This is a genomic window from Ochrobactrum sp. SSR (genome assembly GCF_030067775.1).
GTDB lineage: Bacteria > Pseudomonadota > Alphaproteobacteria > Rhizobiales > Rhizobiaceae > Brucella > Brucella teleogrylli.
In genome coordinates this window covers 2,059,397-2,076,628 of record NZ_CP125969.1, presented here as the reverse complement: position 1 = coordinate 2,076,628, position 17,232 = coordinate 2,059,397, and the positions used below count along the sequence as shown (strand labels likewise).

The following is a 17,232-nucleotide window of genomic DNA, read 5'->3' as shown; positions in this document are numbered from 1 at the left end:
AGCGCGTCGCGCTTTATCTATTTGTTTCTACGCATGTCGTTGCCGGAAAACCGGTTCCCACTTTTCCGCGACATGCTTTACACTATACGCCGCGTAGCAAAAGAAAAGACGGATTCCATGCCTGCCCCCGAAAGCGCGATCTTCGACCGCGATCTACAGCTTGCCTTTCGCCGCCGCGCTTTTCGGCGTGCCGAACCGGGTGCCGATTTTCTGTTGCGGCGCGTGGCCGAAGACCTTGCCGACCGTCTGGATACCGTCGAGCGTCGCTTTCCCGTCGCCATCGATCTGGCGGGCCATAATGGTCTTGCGGCAGCGGCCATTGCGAGTTCCGGCAAGGCGGACACGATTTTGCGCGTCGAACGCGATGCGGATTTCCTGAAAGGTCCGTTTCCGGCCATCGTCGGTGACGAGGAGATGCTGCCGATCAAACCCGGCAGTGCCGATCTGATCGTATCGCTGATGGCGCTGCACGCCACCAATGACACGCCCGGCGCCATGGTGCAGATCGCCCGCGCATTGAAGCCTGATGGGCTTTTTCTCGCAGCGCTCAGCGGCAGCGGCACGCTCGGCGAATTGCGAGAAAGCCTGTTACAGGCGGAAATCGAACTGACCGGTGGTGCATCGCCGCGCGTTTTTCCGTTTGCAGATGTGCGTGATGTCGGCGGACTGTTGCAGCGGGCGGGCTTTGCACTGCCGGTAACGGACGTGGAAAACGTGACGGTGCGTTATGATTCGCTGTTCAACCTGATGGCCGATCTACGCGCCATGGGCATGCAGAATATCGTGCGCGACCGTTCGCGCCGTCCGGTATCGAAACGGCTATTCCTGCGCGCAGCGGAAATCTATGCCGAACGCTTCAGCGACCCGGACGGGCGCATCCGCGCTACATTCTCGATTATCTGGCTGTCCGGTTGGGCTCCGCATGAATCCCAGCAAAAGCCGCTCAAGCCCGGCTCCGCCAAGGCATCGCTGGCCGATGCGCTGAAGAAAGCCGAAGAAGAGTAATTAACAGTCGCCGCGATGGCTTCCATCCACATCGATGACGCAGACCGAATTCGGGTTCGGCTGAAGCACGCTCTTGCGCACCGTATAGGTCTGTGCGGCGGCACGTGGCTGGGTGGCAGGATCGCGCTTGATGGAGCCGGTCATGGTCCGATCAATACCCGCTGGCAGAACCGACTGGGCCGCAACCTTCGCCGCCTGATCGTTGAGGATCGGGACAATAATCAGCGCCATTGCCACAGCGGCAGAACCAAACAACAGCACCAGACGCAGGAAACCACGCCCCGCTTTTGTCAAAGTGGTGGGTGCATATTCGTTGTGATCGGCACTGAAATAATTGTTGTCGAAACTCATGATACCCAACTCCGGAGCGGCTCCCATTCGAGAATGCCGCAACGGAGTGAATCAGAGATTAACTGGCAGCCTTAATCGTAATAAATTGTCAGCTTTTTCACAGCTGTTGATAAGCGCTACCGATTTTCGAAAAGCTACAGGAGATCAATGAGGAACGGGATCAGCGGTTCATCCGCAGGGGGCATCGGATAATCGCGCATATCCTTCGGGCGCACCCATTTCAGCGCCTGCCCTTCCAGTCCGCGCGCAATGCCTTCAAAACGGCGGCAGACATAGAGCGGCATCAGCAGGTGAAAATCATCATAGGTGTGGCTGGCAAAGGTCAAAGGCGCGAGACAGGCCACCTTCGTGGTGATGCCGATTTCTTCCTGCAATTCGCGGATGAGCGTCTCTTCAGGTGTTTCGCCCGGCTCGACCTTGCCGCCGGGAAATTCCCAAAGGCCTGCAAGCTGCTTGCCTTCCGGACGCTGTGCCAGCAGCACCCGCCCATCGGAATCCACCAGGGCGCAGGCTGCCACGAGAAGAATGCGACGGTTCTTCACTTCGCTCATTTCTCGTTGCTCTCCCGATAGGCGTAACGATAGGCTTCCTGAAAGCCGAAGCGTTCATAGAGCGCGAGACCGGCGACATTTTCCGCTTCGATCTGCAGCCATGCCGTCCTAGCGCCAAGCTTTGCCGCCCATTTGAGCGCCGAGCCGACGACACTGTGGCCGTAGCCCTTGCGGCGCGCCTCGGGCAAGGTACCGACATCGAACAAACCGGCCATGACGCCATCCTGCACGCACAGCACATCGGACACTGCACGGCCTTCTGCCTCCAGCACGAACATGCCCTTGTTGGGGCGAATGCCGTCCAGAATTTCGGACATGCCGGGGCGCATCTCTTCCGGGCGCTCGTGAATGGAGAGCGACGCATCGACGAAACGACCGATATCTTTCAGCGGAATCTGGTCGATCTCGCCCGACAGATCGATCTCAGTCAGATTGCAGGTCATGACGATGGTTTCGTCCTGACGCTTCCAGCCGAGGCCTTCGAGATAATCTTCAAGCTCGACAGGTGCAAGCGGCGAAAGCCGGAAACACGGCACGCGGCCATAAGCGCGGAAGCGCTGCGCCGCCAGTTCCACACGGGTTGGAATATCCCGCGTATCGCCCGGATCAAGCGGATTGATCGAGTTCAAACGCTTGGAGGAATGCGCTGCCGTCATGCGGATCGCCCATGTTCCGTCGTAATGAACCGACGTGGCAGGCCAGGCGCGGAAACCTACGGCTTCAAGCTGGCGGACAATGGCAAGACTTGGTTTGGTCATTGGAATTCCTGCAAGCATTTCAACATCTGACGGCGCGAAGCCGTTTAACTTCTGTAATCGCCGTTGATGGCCACATATTCCTTGGTGAGATCGCAGGTCCAGACGGTGGCTTCCCCGCGACCGATGCCAAGATCGACATGGATGTGGATATCCTCGCCCTTCATATAGGCGGAGGTTGCCTGTTCGGAATAAGCCGGATCGCGCTCGCCCTGATAGGCAACGCGAATATCACCGAACGAAATGGCGAGCTTGTCGCGATCCGCCGGTTCGCCTGCCTTGCCGACAGCCATGACGACACGGCCCCAATTGGCGTCTTCGCCCGCCACAGCCGTCTTGACCAGCGGCGAATTGGCGATGGAAAGCGCGATCTTCTTCGCCGAAACGGACGACTTGGCGCCAGTTACTTCGATTTCGATCATCTTGCGCGCACCTTCGCCGTCACGCACGACCTGCAAGGCCAGCGACTTCAAAACGCGCTTCAGCGCCTTCTTGAATTCCTTCAAACGTTTGTCGGATACATCCGTGATCTTCGGCGCGCCGCGACCTGCCGCAGCGCCGGTTGCAAACAGCATCAGCGTGTCGGAGGTGGAGGTATCGCTATCGACGGTGACAGCGTTGAAGCTCTTGTTCGCGCCTTTCGACAACAGACTTTGCAACACATCGGCCTTGATCGGCGCATCGGTGACGATGAAGGACAGCATCGTCGCCATATCCGGCGCGATCATACCAGCGCCCTTGGCGATACCGTTGATCGTGACGGGAACCTTGCCCAGCAGCACGGTTTCGGTGGCGACCTTCGGATAGGTGTCCGTGGTCATGATGGCCTTGGCGGCCTCGGTCCAGAAATCCGCGACCGCATCCTTGTTCATGTCGCCGAGCAGATGGGAGAATTTACTCGCATCGAGCGGCTCGCCGATGACACCAGTAGAGGCCAGAAACACATCGGTCGTGGCACAGCCCACGGCCTTTGCCGTGGCTTCCGCCGTCGCTTCGGTCGCGGCCTTGCCCTTGACGCCAGTGAAGGCATTGGCATTGCCCGAATTGACCACCACGGCGCGCGCCTTGCCGTGAACGAGGTTCTTGCGGCAAAAATCGACCGGAGCCGACGGGCAAAGCGAACGGGTGAACACGCCAGCGGCTTCCGCCGGGCGGTCGAACACCATCAGCATCACATCGGTTCGGCCCTTATATTTGATTCCGGCAGCGGCAGTAGCGATGCGCACACCGTCGATGGCAGGCATGGACGGATAATGTTTTGGAGCGAGCGGAGAAACGGACGCAGACATGAGTGCCTCAAAAGGGGTCGGTTCAGGAGGTTCGGTTCGATGGATCATCGAAATTCTTGATTCTGGCGCATTGGAAATGTTTGCGGGACAAAATCAAGCAGAAACAGCTGATACAACGAAAAACGCCCCGGAAGACCGGGGCGTTTTACATTGATCGAAACTTACTGCTGCGGCTGTTCGCCTTCAGGCGCGTCGCCCGCATCACCGGCGTCCTGCGCGGCGGCTGCGTCCTTCATCGCCTTTTCGACGGCCGGATCCTTGTAGTCGATCTTCATGGCATCGCGGAGCTTCTTGACCGTTTCGACATAACGCTCACGCAGAATGATCGAACGGATCTGTTCCTTGACCTGATCGAATGCAGGCGGCTGCTTGGTGCGACGATCTTCGAGCTGAATGACGTGGAAGCCGAACTGGGTCTGCACCGGCTCCTTGGTGTATTCGCCGGGCTTCAGCGCGAAGGCTGCCTTTTCGAATTCCGGAACCATCTGGCCTTCGGTGAAGTAGCCAAGATCGCCGCCATTGGCAGCGGAACCGTCAGTGGAGCTTTCCTTGGCCAGATCTTCGAACTTCGCTCCACCGGCGAGCTTCTTGATGATGGCTTCGGCTTCTTCCTTCGTCTTCACGAGAATGTGACGCGCACGCACTTCGACCTGAGGCGGCATGGCGGCAATTTCCTTGTCGTAGCGAGCGCGAATATCGGCATCGCTGATCTTGTCGACGATAGAATCCTTGAAATATTCGTTGTGCAGCGCGCGCTCACGCAGGAAAGCTAGACGGGCTTTGAACTCGTCGGTCTGGTCCAGCTTTTGCTTTTCCGCTTCCGCCGACATCGCCTTGATGTCGATCAGCGCGGCCAGGGCTGCCAGACGGCGCTGTTCAGCCGGAAGACGGGCAAACTGCGGATCAAGATCGCCCGCGGCCTGATCGACGTCGCCGACAGTGATGTCCTTGCCGTTGACGGTTGCCAGAACCTTTGCCGGATCTTCCTTTTCAGCGGGAGCAGCTGCGGTCTGTGCTGCGTCGGCAGGCTTGGGAGCGTCCTGCGCGAATGAAACAGCGCCAGAGAGGCTTGCGAGGGCAACGGATGCCGCAAGAACAGCGAGAGCCTTGCGATAAGGGGCTTTGAGAATGGCTTTCATATGAGATTCTCTCCTTCGAGACCGCTTACCGGCCCGATGAATGCGGCGGAATTTGGCCCGGCTACCGCCACCCTATCACGAAAGAGCGGGATTTCCGGCCTGTTGAGCAACGTTGACATCGCCCTAAGCCCCACTTATCTGTCCTTCGGCTTTGCGTCCAGAGTGTTTACAGCAATGCCCCGCAAATCTGCCGGGGCTTGGGCGTTCAGCGAGCGGCCGGGGGGAAATTGTGCCAAAATTGCGCCTTGAAGGGCTGCTTTAGCGGTGTACTTTTCTTGCATTTGTTTCAATACGCGTGAATAAAGCATTCGACATTGCCGGAAGCGCTTCCGGCTGAACGGACAGGAAAGGACCAGAGATGGTCAGCTTTGGCGGCCTCGCCCGCAAGATATTCGGTTCATCCAACGACCGCCAGGTAAAGACCCTGCGTCAGCGTGCGCAACAAATTACCGCGCTTGAGAAGAATTACGAAACGCTCACCAATGAGCAGCTTCAGGCCAAGACCGCCGAATTCCGCGCCGCACTGGCTGAAGGAAAGACGCTCGACGCCATTTTGCCCGACGCTTTCGCGACCGCGCGTGAAGCCGCCAAGCGCGTGCTCGGCATGCGCCCCTTCGATGTGCAGCTGATTGGCGGCATGGTGCTGCATGAACGCGGCATCGCAGAAATGCGCACCGGTGAAGGCAAGACGTTGATGGCGACGCTGCCCGTCTACCTCAATGCGCTTGAGGGCAAGGGCGTTCACGTTGTGACGGTCAACGACTACCTCGCCACCCGCGATGCGGAAACGATGGGTCGTCTTTACAATTTCCTTGGTCTGACGGTCGGCGTCATCAAGCATGGTCTGGACGACGATGAGCGTCGCGAAGCCTATGCCTGCGACATCACCTACGGCACCAATAACGAGCTCGGCTTCGATTATCTGCGCGATAATATGAAGTATGAGCGCGCCCAGATGGTGCAGCGCCCGCATAATTACGCCATCGTCGACGAAGTGGACTCGATCCTCATCGACGAAGCGCGCACGCCGCTGATCATTTCCGGCCCGCTGGAAGATCGTTCGGAATTCTACAATCTCATCGACACTTTCATTCCGCCGCTGGCAGACGAAGATTACGAAGTCGATGAAAAACAGAAGACCGCCATCTTCACCGAAGTCGGCACGGAAAAGGTCGAACAGCTTCTCGAAGCCGCTGGCCATCTGAAAGGCGAAAGCCTCTACGACATCGAAAACGTCGCCGTCGTTCACCATCTGAACAACGCGCTGCGTGCGCACAAGCTGTTCCAGCGCGACAAGGACTATATCGTCCGCAACGACGAAATCGTCATCATCGACGAATTCACCGGTCGCATGATGCCGGGCCGCCGATATTCGGAGGGTCTGCATCAGGCGCTGGAAGCCAAGGAACATGTGACCATCCAGCCGGAAAACCAGACGCTGGCATCGATCACCTTCCAGAACTACTTCCGCATGTACAACAAGCTGGCTGGCATGACCGGTACGGCTGCCACCGAGGCGGAAGAATTCGGCAATATCTATGGTCTCGAAGTTCTCGAAATCCCGACCAACCTGCCGGTGCAGCGTATCGACGAGGACGACGAAGTCTATCGTACTGTCGAAGAAAAATACAAAGCCATCGTGCGCGATATTCGTGCGTCGCACGAAAAGGGCCAACCGATCCTCGTCGGCACGACCTCGATCGAAAAGTCGGAACTTCTCGCCGAGCGTCTGCGCAAGGAAGGCATCAAGGATTTCCAGGTTCTGAATGCCCGCTATCACGAGCAGGAAGCCTATATCATCGCCCAGGCCGGTGTGCCGGGCACTGTCACCATCGCCACCAACATGGCCGGTCGCGGCACCGACATCCAGCTTGGCGGCAATCTGGAAATGCGCGTCCGTCAGGAACTGGCCGACATTCCGGAAGGTCCGGAGCGCGAAGCCAAGATCGCCGCGATCAAGGCCGATATCGCGCAGCTCAAGGAAAAGGCGCTGGCCGCAGGCGGACTTTATGTTCTCGCCACCGAGCGTCACGAAAGCCGCCGCATCGACAACCAGCTGCGTGGCCGTTCCGGTCGTCAGGGCGATCCGGGCCGTTCAAAATTCTTCCTGTCGCTGCAGGACGACCTGATGCGTATCTTCGGCTCCGACCGTATGGACGGCATGCTGCAAAAGCTCGGCCTCAAGGAAGACGAAGCCATCGTCCACCCCTGGATCAACAAGGCGCTGGAAAAGGCGCAGAAGAAGGTCGAAGCCCGCAACTTCGAAATTCGTAAAAACCTGCTCAAATACGACGACGTGATGAACGATCAGCGCAAGGTGATCTTCGAACAGCGTCTTGAAATGATGGACGAGCCGGACCTGACCGAAACGGTCGCCGAGATGCGCCACGAGGTCATCGAGGACATGGTTGCGCTGCGTATCCCCAAGGACGCCTATGCGGAAAAGTGGGATATTGCCGGTCTGAAGGAAGACGTTACCACCAAGCTCAATCTCGACCTGCCGGTCGAGGAATGGGCGAAGGAAGAAGGCATCGCCGAAGAAGAATTCGAGACCCGCATCAAGGAAGCTGCCGACAAGGCTGCTGCCGACCGCGCCGAACGCTTTGGTCCGCAGATCATGACCTATGTTGAAAAGTCGGTCATCATGCAGTCGCTCGACAATCTGTGGCGTGAGCATCTGGTCAATCTCGACCATCTGCGCTCGGTTGTTGGTTTCCGTGGCTATGCACAGCGCGACCCGCTGAACGAGTACAAGACGGAAGCCTTCGAACTGTTCCAGTCCATGCTGGCGAACCTTCGCGAAGTGGTCATCTCGCAGCTTATGCGTGTTGAGATTGTCCGCGAAGCACCGCAGGAGCCGGAACTGCCGGTCATGCAGGGCCGCCACATTGACGAGACGACCGGGCAGAACGACTTCGACGATGCCGCATGGACCGATCATCAGCACGATGAGCGCGTCATCCCGGCAGCCGACCGGGACCCGGTCGATCCCCGCACCTGGGGTAAGGTCAGCCGCAATGAGGCCTGCCCATGCGGTTCGGGCAAGAAGTACAAGCACTGCCACGGTGCTTTCGAATAAGAACAAAACCCCGGCGCGCCAAACGCCGGGGTTTTTCTTTGCAGCCTTGTCTATCGATGCTTTAATCAAGCAGTAAGCATAGATGCGCGGGATTCAGGAAATACTCACCATTCCTACAATTTCCGCGTGAAATCTTCCGCTGGATTTTTCTTTTTTCCCTTTTTAAAGAACTCCCATCTAAGGTCCTGCCATCGGGCTCGTATCGGGACCGATAACAAGAATTCCAACACATCCCGAAAACGTGAAATGTTTTTCGTATAAGTGTGCGAGACAACAGACAACGAGACCGGGAGAATCCCGGCGCAAACAAGCGAAACGCTCATCACAAGGGCGGCGCATAACAGGGTTGGCATAGACGTGTGGTTTTCGGCAGCTGAAGCAGCGGGCCGGTTTTTACCCGGCACCATCGCGGCCAAACTCCGTCCTGTGACGGAGCGGCTGGATTCCGTGCTGACCGATAGCGGTCCGCAGGCGGCTGCACAGCGCGCATCGCTGATCGCATTTTCCGTTCGTGTGGCGAGCGCCGCCATCGCGCTCCTGTCGCAAGTCATCCTCGCTCGCTGGATGGGCGAATTCGAATATGGCATTTTCGTTCTCGTCTGGCTGACGATGGTGATCATCGGCGATCTCGCCTGTTTCGGCCTGCACACGACCATCATTCGCTTTGTGCCGGAATATGTTCAGCGCCAGATGTTCGGTCTGGTGCGGGGCATCCTGTTCACCGGACGCGCATTTGCCTTTGCGGCTGCAACTGTGATCGCGCTGATCGGCTCACTCGCGCTCTGGCTGTTGAAGGATGAGGTCGCCAGCTATTATCTGGTGCCCTTCATTCTGGGTTTCGTCTGCCTGCCCATGATCACGCTCGGCAACATGCTGGATGGTATCGCCCGTTCGCGCACCTGGGTCACTCTGGCGCTGACGCCGAGCTATATCGTGCGGCCGCTTCTGGTGCTTCTGTTCATGATCGTGGCGCATGGCTCGGGCCTGCCATCGACGGCGGCAACCGCGCTTGCCGTATCGATCGCCGCAACATGGCTCACCACCGTCGGGCAGTTTTTCACCGTCGACCGATCGCTACAAAAAGACATTCCGGCAGCCCCGCGCGACCAGCGCCTGCGCGAATGGATGACCGTCGCCCTGCCGATTTTCCTTGTCGAAGGATTTTTTTCCTGCTCATCAATGTCGATGTGCTGATGGTCGGTCGCGAGATGGACCCGCAGCATGTCGCAATCTATTTCGCTGCGACAAAAATCATGGCGCTTGCCCATTTCGTCTATTTCGCGGTGAAGGCTAGCGTTGCGCAGCGTTATTCGGACCTGCTGCACAGCGGCAGTCGTGAGGAATTTGCGAGCTTTGCGCAGGCTTCCGTCCGCTGGACCTTCTGGCCCACGCTCGTACTCGGCATCGTCATCCTGATGGCCGGCTATCCGCTGCTGCGCCTGTTCGGCACAGCCTTCACGGAAGGCTATCCGCTGCTGTTCATACTGATCATCGGCGTGATCGCCCGTGCCAGCGTGGGGCCAGCGGAAAGCCTTCTCAACATGTCGGGCAAGCAGAATATCTGCGCCCTGCTCTATGCAGCCACACTTGGCGTCAATGTCATTCTCAATCTGGTGCTGATCCCACGCTTCGGCCTGACCGGCGCCGCAATTTCGACAGCTATCGCCATGCTGATGGAAGCCACGCTGCTTTCAACAGCCGTATTTCGCACCATGCATATCGCTATGTTCATTCTCATCCCCCGAGATCGAGACAATAGCCCGGAGGGTATTTTGTAATGGCCGCAAAACCTTTGCTTGAAGAATCCGCAGGCGGAAACGCAGCTCGCATCGTCTCGGAACTGTCCGATACGGTCGCCGCCATGGATGCCGCCAAGAAGCTGGAGGAAAGCCTTCACAGCCGCGATATTCCGCGCAAGCTGGCGATCTACGGCGCTGCGGCAGGCTTCGAACTGCGCGACGAGCTGGACCACCTGAGCAACCGGACCATCGAACCGAATGTCTTCTTCAATGCGCGTTTTCTAGCTCCCGCCATGCCACGGCTGGAAGACCGTGAAGTGCGCTTCATGGTCATGCGCGACGAGAACGAAATCCGCAGCCGCCTGCGCTTCGTGATGCCCTACACCATTGAGCGTCCGGGTCTCCCGCTGTCCACGCCGGTCATCCGCGCCTGGTCCACGCCGTTCGGCCCGCAGGGCACGCCGCTTATCGACCATGACGATCCGGTCGGCGTTGTGGAAGATCTGTTCGATATTCTGGCGCGCGATCACCTCAAACTGCCCGATGTGCTGGTTCTGCCCGAAATGCGCGCCAATGGCGCTGCGGCAAAACTCATCCGCTCCGTCGCGGTCGGACGGCAATTGCCGGTCGTCGCCATCGAACAGAAAGAGCGTCCGTTCCTCAAGAGCGATCTCGACGGCGACAGCTATATCCAGCAGGCGATCGGCGCGCATCACCGCCGCGATTATCAGCGCCAGTGGCGGCGTCTGGCCGAAAAAGGCGAACTCGTCCACCGCATCTATCGCACGCCGGACGAAGTGCGGCAGTCCTTCGAGCATTTCCTGTCGCTGGAAGCCAGCGGCTGGAAGGAAAGCGCGGCACGGCCATGGCCGTAGACCGTTTCCGTGCGGCCTTCGCGCGCGAGGCGGTCAATAATCTTGCCGAACGCGATTGTGTGCGCATCCACACGCTGGAACTGGACGGACGCGTCATCGCCATCCTCACCGTCTTCACCGTTGCAGGCGAAGCCTGGACCTGGAAAACCGCCTATGACGAAAGCCTTCAGACTTTCTCGCCCGGCGTTCTGCTCATGATCGAAGTCGCGAAAAGCCACCTGAACGATCCGAATATTCTCAGAACGGATTCCTGTGCCGTGCCGGACCATCCGGTGATGACGAGGCTTTTCCGCGAGCGCGAAACCATCGAGACATTGGTGGTCGGACTAAACCCCGGTGCAGACAAGCTCGCGCGTCAGGCCGCATCGCAGATCCATCTTTATCAGCGCACCCGCAATCTGGCGCGCATCGTGCGAAACCGCATTCGCAGCTTCACGGATCGGAGCTAAAACGATGCTTTGCCCGCTATAGAAATAGCGGGCAAGATCAACAGTTTGTGAAAGCTTTTCCGACGTGTTATCATCAGCTCCGGGAGAGCGCATGACAGGCGGAAGAGGAGGTCCGCACCGCTGCAATTCCACCTCGCAAGAGGGTGCGAAGCGTTCCGGGTCATAACAACAGGACCGGCTTTCGTCTGGTTCGCAACCGCCATTGCGCCCTCCCATGGGAAGGAGATGCGCTATGGAATATTTCCACTATATCAGCACGCTGGATTACATCCTGCTCGGCTTCATTGCCGTGGTGGTGGTTTGGAACGTGGTTGAACACGGTCTGCGCCAAAGATAGTCCGCACCAAACCGGCAAGGTCTTGCCGTCGAAAACATTTGCGATTTGATTGCCCGCGCAAACGCCCGGCGTTCTGCGGCGGAACGGCAGGTGCTGATCGCCCCAACGAGCGCCGTGCTTTCAAGCAACGAGTGTCAGGGGAGTTTTCGGCTTTTCGACGTTTGACTTTTTAGCGCGTCTTTCAAAGCTGGCCGCGCCATGCTGCCCTATGCGTTGGCCAAGGGTTCTGGCTGCTTTGGATAGGCCATTCATAACAATTGTCATTCTACGCCAAAACCTGCGCTTGTGGGCAATTGACGTTGTTTCGTTTAGTCGGTATATCCCAACCCGCTGTCCAATTCGGACCATATCGAACTGCTTCGGCAGACCTGTGCGGGTGTGGTGGAACTGGTAGACGCGCCGGACTCAAAATCCGGTTCCGAAAGGAGTGTCGGTTCGATTCCGACCACCCGCACCACTTCATTAAAAATCTCGAGTTTCTGTCACCCGGCCTCTTTCCGCCGGGTTGATCACGGCTATTCGACATCGCCGGATGGCACCTTCCCCATAGACCGAAAACGCATGTGCAACGCGCCTGCGCCGGATTTCGTTCGACTCTGATCGAACCGATTTGCGTTCGACACAACCAGCCCAGTATCCACGCGCCTTTCAGCCGCTGACACGGCCTTATTTCGTAGTTTGCTACATTACGCAATGTTAATTTTGACTTTACTGTAAAGTCAAATACGATGATACTTAAACCGCACGTTGAAACCACAAACCCATCACGATCAGGCTCACGCAATCGCATTACAAAAACTTGATAAAATAAACCTCCCTCCTATCTGGCGACATATGATGGAAAACACCCAAAAAGAATATGTATACGTAAATAGAAACCTCCACCTACAACTTGCGAACAACATTATAACGTCTTATCTGAACAAAAATCAGGTAACCCATGAGGAATTACTAAAGACAATCTCTGATGTCTGCGAATGCATCGGGGAGTTGTCGGAAGGAAGCAGCTTTTCTGCCGAGGAGCCTCCCGCAATACCTTCGGTAAACCCCGAAGAGTCGGTTTTCGAAGATTACATCATCTGCCTGGAAGACGGTCGCCGCTACAAGACGCTCAAGCGCGCCCTGATGAGCCGCTTCGGGCTGACACCTGATGAATACAGGCGCAAATGGAACCTGCCCGCCAATTACCCGATGGTGGCGCCTGCATCTGCGAAAAAGATGTCTGCATTGTCGAGAATGGAAAAGACCGAGAGCGCATAGGGCGTTTTTCGGCAAGGCTCGGGAGTGCATCCATGTTGCACTCCCGCTCCTCAGAGCGCCGATCTGATTTCATGTGATCGAAATGCGCTTTAGGGCAGTACGACGCTCAGCGCTCCTGATTCTGCCATGACGATGAAAAGTCAAACAGACCGATGCCCGTGCATCGGTGACGGATACTTGCGTGCATTTTCCGCCTGACGACCTCGCATTCCTTGCTCGCTTCAAAGTCCCGTCTCGCTACTTCGGAGGACCGTGCAAATGCGAAAACCAAGTCAGATTCATTATGCCTGGTACATTGCCCTCGCCTGTCTCGCCATCTCGTGCATCCGCGCCGGCATCGGCTTCCAGACCATGGGTTTCATCATCAATCCCGCGCGCGAGGAACTGGGCTGGTCCAATACCCAGATCACCGGCGTGATTGCCTTCCGTGAACTTGTCGCCGGGATCATGGCGCCCCTCGTCGGACGATGGGTGGACCAACGTGGACCGAGAACCATCATGATTATCGGCGCGGTACTCGTCGGCTTGTCATTCAGCCTGACGTCTCTCGCCCAGACTTTCTGGCAGTTCGCACTGACTTTCGGTGTTATCGGCGGCGTCGGGGTTGCGGGCCTGTCCAACGCACTGGTGTTTCCGCTGATCGCCAAGTGGTTTTCAGCGCAGCGCGGTCGCGCAACCGGGCTGGTTTCATCCGGGGCCAATCTCGGCGGCATCCTGATGTCGCCTCTGATCATCTGGCTTTTGTCGATTTCGGACTGGCGCTCGACCTGGTTCGTCCTCGGCTTCTTGCCGGTTCTCATTCTGGTGCCACTCGCAATCTTCGTCCTTCGCCGCGAACCTTCCGATATGGGGCTGAAGCCGTTGGGAGACGAAACGGACGATGCGAAGGTCCAAGCCGGAAAAGCCGATACCAGCCCTGATCTGACGGTGGCAGACGCGATGCGCTCGCCGGGCTTCTGGTTTCTCATGGTCGGCTGGAATCTTTCCGACTTCGTGCTGAAAGGTGCCCTGCTGCACAAGATCCCAGCCGCGCAGTCGCTTGGCTTCACCACCGCGCAAGCGGGCAGCGTCGTCCTGACCTACGGTATTTGTGCCATTCTGGGCAAATTGCTCACGGGTTTCATCGCCGATCAGTTCCCGACCCGGCTGGTGATTCTCTGCCTTTCGGCGATGCAGGCCATCGGGCTGATCCTTTTTATCAGCGCCAATAGTATCTGGCAGTTGCAGCTTGGCTACGGTGTGTTGAGCGGCTTGTCGGCTGGCGGGCTCATCATGATGATGCCCTTTCTGCTGGCTTCCTTGTTCGGTCGCAAGAATCAGGGCGCCATCATGGGTGTGGTCACGCCAATGGTGATGATCTCCGGCATTGGCGGTCCGATGCTGGCCGCATTGCTGTTCGACATGACGGGTAGCTACGTATTCGCCTTCGAAATCTACGCCGTCATTTCTGTTCTCGGCGGACTGGCACTGTTCGGCGCCAGTGTGTCGCGCAAGACATCAACAAAAGCTTGAACCAGCAGGAGGCTCATCATGTCCACAATCACTCTTCTCTATCCCGGCGATATGGGCAGCGCCTTTGCCAAATTGCTGATTGCTGCCGGTCATAAAGTCGTCAGCCCGATGGGCGGTCGCAGCGAGCAGACGCAAGAGACAGCCCGGTCAATCGGTGTCGAAATGCGGGACGACATGGCTTCCGCTCTGGCAGAAAGCGACCTCGTGCTGTCGCTCGTGCCGCCATCGGCAGTCATCGACGTGGCCGAACAGGCAATCGCGGCCAGCCGCGAACAGAAAGCGGCGCCGTTTTACGTCGATATGAATGCCAAGACGCCTGCCGATGCCGAACGGCTGAACACAGCTTTCGGCAATGCTTCGCTTCCATTCTGCAATGCCTGCATCATCGGTCGCGCCTCGCATCTTGGCGACGAAGGCCGCATCTATGCCAGCGGCCCCGACACGAAACCGCTGGAAGAATTGTTTAAAGGCCTGTTGCCAGTAATCGCACTTGGCGAGGAAATCGCGCAGGCTTCAGTGTTCAAAATGGCCTTTGCCGGTTTCAACAAGACCGTCGCCGCTGCCCTGTTCGAGACGGCCAACACGGCCAATGCTTTTGGCGTGACCGATTCCCTGTTCGAACTGATCGGCCAACATCTGGGCGGCACATTATCCGATTTCGGCAAACTGGTGCCGACCTATCCGCGCCACGTGCTGCGCCGCGCCGAGGAAATGGAGGCGCTTGCGGAAATGCTGGCCGATGCGAAACTGCCGAACGAAATTGCATTGGCCGCCGGAGCAACGTTTCGCAGCCTCGGCAACAGCGGCAGCTGGTCCGAAACAACGACGGGCCGCCAATTGCAGGAACTGCTATCAGAAATCGATTACCGCCGCTGAGGCCAGGCCAACCCGACGTCAGCGGCGGCTTTGCTTACGCCACGTCCAGCGCCTGCGCGAGATCGGCAATCAGATCGTCCGGATGCTCGATGCCGATGGACAGACGGATGGTCGATTCCAGCACGCCGATACGCTCGCGGACCTCAAGCGGAACGCCGGAATGGGTCATTGCCGCCGGGTGGCTCGCAAGCGATTCCGTGCCGCCGAGGCTGACGGCCAGTTTCAAAATCTGAAGCGCATTGAGAAAACGGAATGCTGCGGCCTGCCCGCCTTTGATATCGAAGGAGAAGGTAGAGCCGGCGCCCGTGCATTGCCGCCTGAACAATGCGCCGACATCGGAATTCTCATCCGCGAAGGGCAGATAATGCAGCTTTTCGACCTTCGGATGCTCGCGCAGAAATTCAGCCGTCGCCCGCGCATTGCTGTTGGCGCGTTCCATGCGCAGCCCCAGCGTTTCCAGTGATCGGCCAAGCATCCAGCAGGAGTGCGGATCGAGCTGCGTGCCGATGGCGCCGCGCAAGGCTTTCACCTGCCGGACGATGGATTTGGAACCCAGCACCGCGCCCGCAATCAGGTCTGAGTGGCCGCCAACATATTTAGTCAGCGAATAAACCGACAAATCCGCGCCGTGATCGAGTGGCTTTTGAAAGACCGGCCCCAGCAAGGTGTTGTCGCAGGCGATGATCGGGCGATGCCCTTGCTGCTGCTCGATCTTTTCAGCCACGCGCCGGATGGCGGCGATATCGACGATACTGTTGGTCGGGTTGGCCGGTGTTTCGATCAGGATGACCGAAACGCGCCCCTTAGCCAAGGCTTCCTCGGCCGCCTTTTCGATTGCCGCCTCATGCACGCCATCGGCAAAAGCCACCGCTTCCACGCCGAAATTCAAAAACGTCTTCGCCAGCAGCGTTTCAGTACCACCATAGAGCGGCTGCGAATGCAGGATGACATCGCCGGGCCGGGCAAAGGCGAAAAGCGTGGTCGCAATGGCCGACATGCCGGATGAGAATAGCGCAGAGCTTTCGGCGCCCTCATAGACGGCCAAACGGTCCTCCACGATCTCGCTGTTGGGATGATTGAAGCGCGAATAGACCAGCCCCGCGCCGACACCGGCGGGCGGCTCCTTGCGTCCGGAAACGAAATCGAAGAAATCGCGTCCGTCTTCGGCGGTCTTGAACACGAAGGTTGACGTCAGAAAGACCGGCGGCTTGACTGCGCCCTCGGAAAGCTCCGGGTCATAGCCGTAATTCAGCATTTGCGTTTCGGGGTGAAGCAAATGATTGCCCAAGCTGGTCTTGGATGGACGTGGCGCAGTCATGACGATCTCCTGAAAAGCCAAATTCCTCTTGCCCAACCAGATAGGCGGACAAGAGGAGCTTAACAGAGGTGATCGGCAATCTTCTTTCGTTGTTTGCCTCTCACGGGCAATCGCTGAACCCGTGTGAAACGCCCGATAGAAAACAAGTAGCTACCAATTATTTGATCACCAGAACCGGAACAGTGCTGAGCGACAGGACTTCCGCCGCCTGACTGCCGAGCAGAAGTTTGTTGACGCCGCGACGGCCATGTGAAGAAATGATGATCAGGTCGCTGCCGTGGGATTTGGCAACTTCCACAATACCTTGCGCGGGCGACTGGTTTTCGACATGCACCGCTTCAGCGGTCACACCGGCGGCCTGCGCCTTGCCCTTGGCCTTGGTCAGAATCTCGGTTGCCGCCTTGGTGATTGCTTCGCGATATTCCTGAAACGCAACAGGGCTCGACGCCCACTCCGCCGCAACGACGATGCCATAGGACGGCAAAAGCTCGGTCACCGACACGAAAGTCAATTTCGCGCCCGTTTCCTTGGCCAGTTCCACGCCCTGATCCACGCCCTTTTCAGCGAGTTCCGACCCGTCGGTTGCGATCAGAATATTCTTGTACATCACTCGGTCTCCTGTTGCCTGACAGCTTGATTATGCGCGCGCCGCTCTCACGGTTGCATTGACGCGGATCAATGAGCTTTCAGATAAGCT

Annotated in this window: 15 protein-coding genes, 1 tRNA gene and 1 pseudogene; 10 read left to right on the top strand and 7 right to left on the bottom strand. The window is 57.8% G+C overall.

All coding sequences use genetic code 11. The features are described from left to right. The first annotated feature begins 117 nt into the window (after positions 1-117). Entirely contained in the window at positions 118-1,005 is an 888-nt protein-coding gene (locus tag QLQ11_RS09800) for a methyltransferase domain-containing protein (protein ID WP_109370329.1), read from the top strand. On the opposite strand, the gene QLQ11_RS09795 is transcribed toward QLQ11_RS09800, so the two are convergent. The 4 genes from QLQ11_RS09795 to argJ all read right to left on the bottom strand — a co-directional run bounded on the left by QLQ11_RS09795 (position 1,006) and on the right by argJ (position 3,951). Further along, positions 1,006-1,356, bottom strand: coding sequence for a hypothetical protein (locus tag QLQ11_RS09795; protein ID WP_109369876.1), 351 nt, complete (start codon positions 1,354-1,356; stop codon positions 1,006-1,008). Between the two features lie 134 nt (positions 1,357-1,490). Continuing rightward, positions 1,491-1,907, bottom strand: a complete 417-nt coding sequence (gene mutT, locus QLQ11_RS09790) for an 8-oxo-dGTP diphosphatase MutT (RefSeq protein ID WP_109369877.1) — start codon at positions 1,905-1,907, stop codon at positions 1,491-1,493. Next, the gene (locus QLQ11_RS09785) at positions 1,904-2,665 is read right to left on the bottom strand and encodes a GNAT family N-acetyltransferase (RefSeq protein WP_109369878.1); all 762 of its coding nucleotides are present in this window, start codon (positions 2,663-2,665) and stop codon (positions 1,904-1,906) included. Before QLQ11_RS09785 ends, mutT begins: the two co-directional genes overlap by 4 nt. Before the next feature lie 44 nt (positions 2,666-2,709). Next, positions 2,710-3,951, bottom strand: coding sequence for a bifunctional glutamate N-acetyltransferase/amino-acid acetyltransferase ArgJ (argJ, locus tag QLQ11_RS09780; RefSeq protein ID WP_109369879.1), 1,242 nt, complete (start codon positions 3,949-3,951; stop codon positions 2,710-2,712). Between argJ and QLQ11_RS09775 the strand changes: the two genes are divergently transcribed. Continuing rightward, positions 3,950-4,105 carry a hypothetical protein gene (locus tag QLQ11_RS09775; RefSeq protein WP_167836045.1) on the top strand — a complete coding sequence of 52 codons (156 nt, stop codon included), beginning with the start codon at positions 3,950-3,952 and terminating at the stop codon, positions 4,103-4,105. The two genes, argJ and QLQ11_RS09775, sit on opposite strands and share 2 nt — an antisense overlap. A 7-nt stretch (positions 4,106-4,112) precedes the next feature. Here QLQ11_RS09775 and QLQ11_RS09770 read toward each other — a convergent pair whose 3' ends face one another. After that, complete coding sequence (locus QLQ11_RS09770) at positions 4,113-5,090, bottom strand: peptidylprolyl isomerase (protein WP_109369880.1); 978 nt, start codon at positions 5,088-5,090, stop codon at positions 4,113-4,115. Between the two features lie 358 nt (positions 5,091-5,448). Between QLQ11_RS09770 and secA the strand changes: the two genes are divergently transcribed. The 8 genes and pseudogenes from secA to QLQ11_RS09730 all read left to right on the top strand — a co-directional run bounded on the left by secA (position 5,449) and on the right by QLQ11_RS09730 (position 15,217). After that, positions 5,449-8,169 carry a preprotein translocase subunit SecA gene (gene secA / locus QLQ11_RS09765; RefSeq protein WP_109369881.1) on the top strand — a complete coding sequence of 907 codons (2,721 nt, stop codon included), beginning with the start codon at positions 5,449-5,451 and terminating at the stop codon, positions 8,167-8,169. Positions 8,170-8,526: 357 nt separating this feature from the next. Further along, positions 8,527-9,947, top strand: a pseudogene (locus QLQ11_RS09760) (lipopolysaccharide biosynthesis protein). Continuing rightward, a complete protein-coding gene (locus QLQ11_RS09755) occupies positions 9,947-10,783 on the top strand; it encodes a GNAT family N-acetyltransferase (protein WP_371835867.1) in 837 nt (278 codons plus the stop codon). Before QLQ11_RS09760 ends, QLQ11_RS09755 begins: the two are co-directional and overlap by 1 nt. Continuing rightward, complete coding sequence (locus QLQ11_RS09750; RefSeq protein WP_371835950.1) at positions 10,750-11,232, top strand: GNAT family N-acetyltransferase; 483 nt, start codon at positions 10,750-10,752, stop codon at positions 11,230-11,232. Before QLQ11_RS09755 ends, QLQ11_RS09750 begins: the two co-directional genes overlap by 34 nt. Before the next feature lie 709 nt (positions 11,233-11,941). Then, positions 11,942-12,026, top strand: a tRNA-Leu gene (locus tag QLQ11_RS09745). A gap of 377 nt (positions 12,027-12,403) precedes the next feature. Then, complete coding sequence (locus tag QLQ11_RS09740; RefSeq protein ID WP_109369885.1) at positions 12,404-12,829, top strand: MucR family transcriptional regulator; 426 nt, start codon at positions 12,404-12,406, stop codon at positions 12,827-12,829. A 258-nt stretch (positions 12,830-13,087) separates the two neighbouring features. Further along, complete coding sequence (locus tag QLQ11_RS09735; RefSeq protein WP_109369886.1) at positions 13,088-14,341, top strand: MFS transporter; 1,254 nt, start codon at positions 13,088-13,090, stop codon at positions 14,339-14,341. Positions 14,342-14,359: 18 nt separating this feature from the next. Further along, positions 14,360-15,217: an NAD(P)-dependent oxidoreductase gene (locus QLQ11_RS09730; RefSeq protein WP_109369887.1), complete on the top strand. Its 858-nt coding sequence runs from the start codon at positions 14,360-14,362 to the stop codon at positions 15,215-15,217. A gap of 34 nt (positions 15,218-15,251) precedes the next feature. Here QLQ11_RS09730 and QLQ11_RS09725 read toward each other — a convergent pair whose 3' ends face one another. After that, on the bottom strand, positions 15,252-16,535 hold the full coding sequence (locus QLQ11_RS09725) for a cystathionine gamma-synthase family protein (protein WP_109369888.1): 1,284 nt from the start codon (positions 16,533-16,535) through the stop codon (positions 15,252-15,254). A 157-nt stretch (positions 16,536-16,692) separates the two neighbouring features. Next, a complete protein-coding gene (locus QLQ11_RS09720; RefSeq protein ID WP_109369889.1) occupies positions 16,693-17,142 on the bottom strand; it encodes a universal stress protein in 450 nt (149 codons plus the stop codon). Positions 17,143-17,232: the final 90 nt, after the last annotated feature.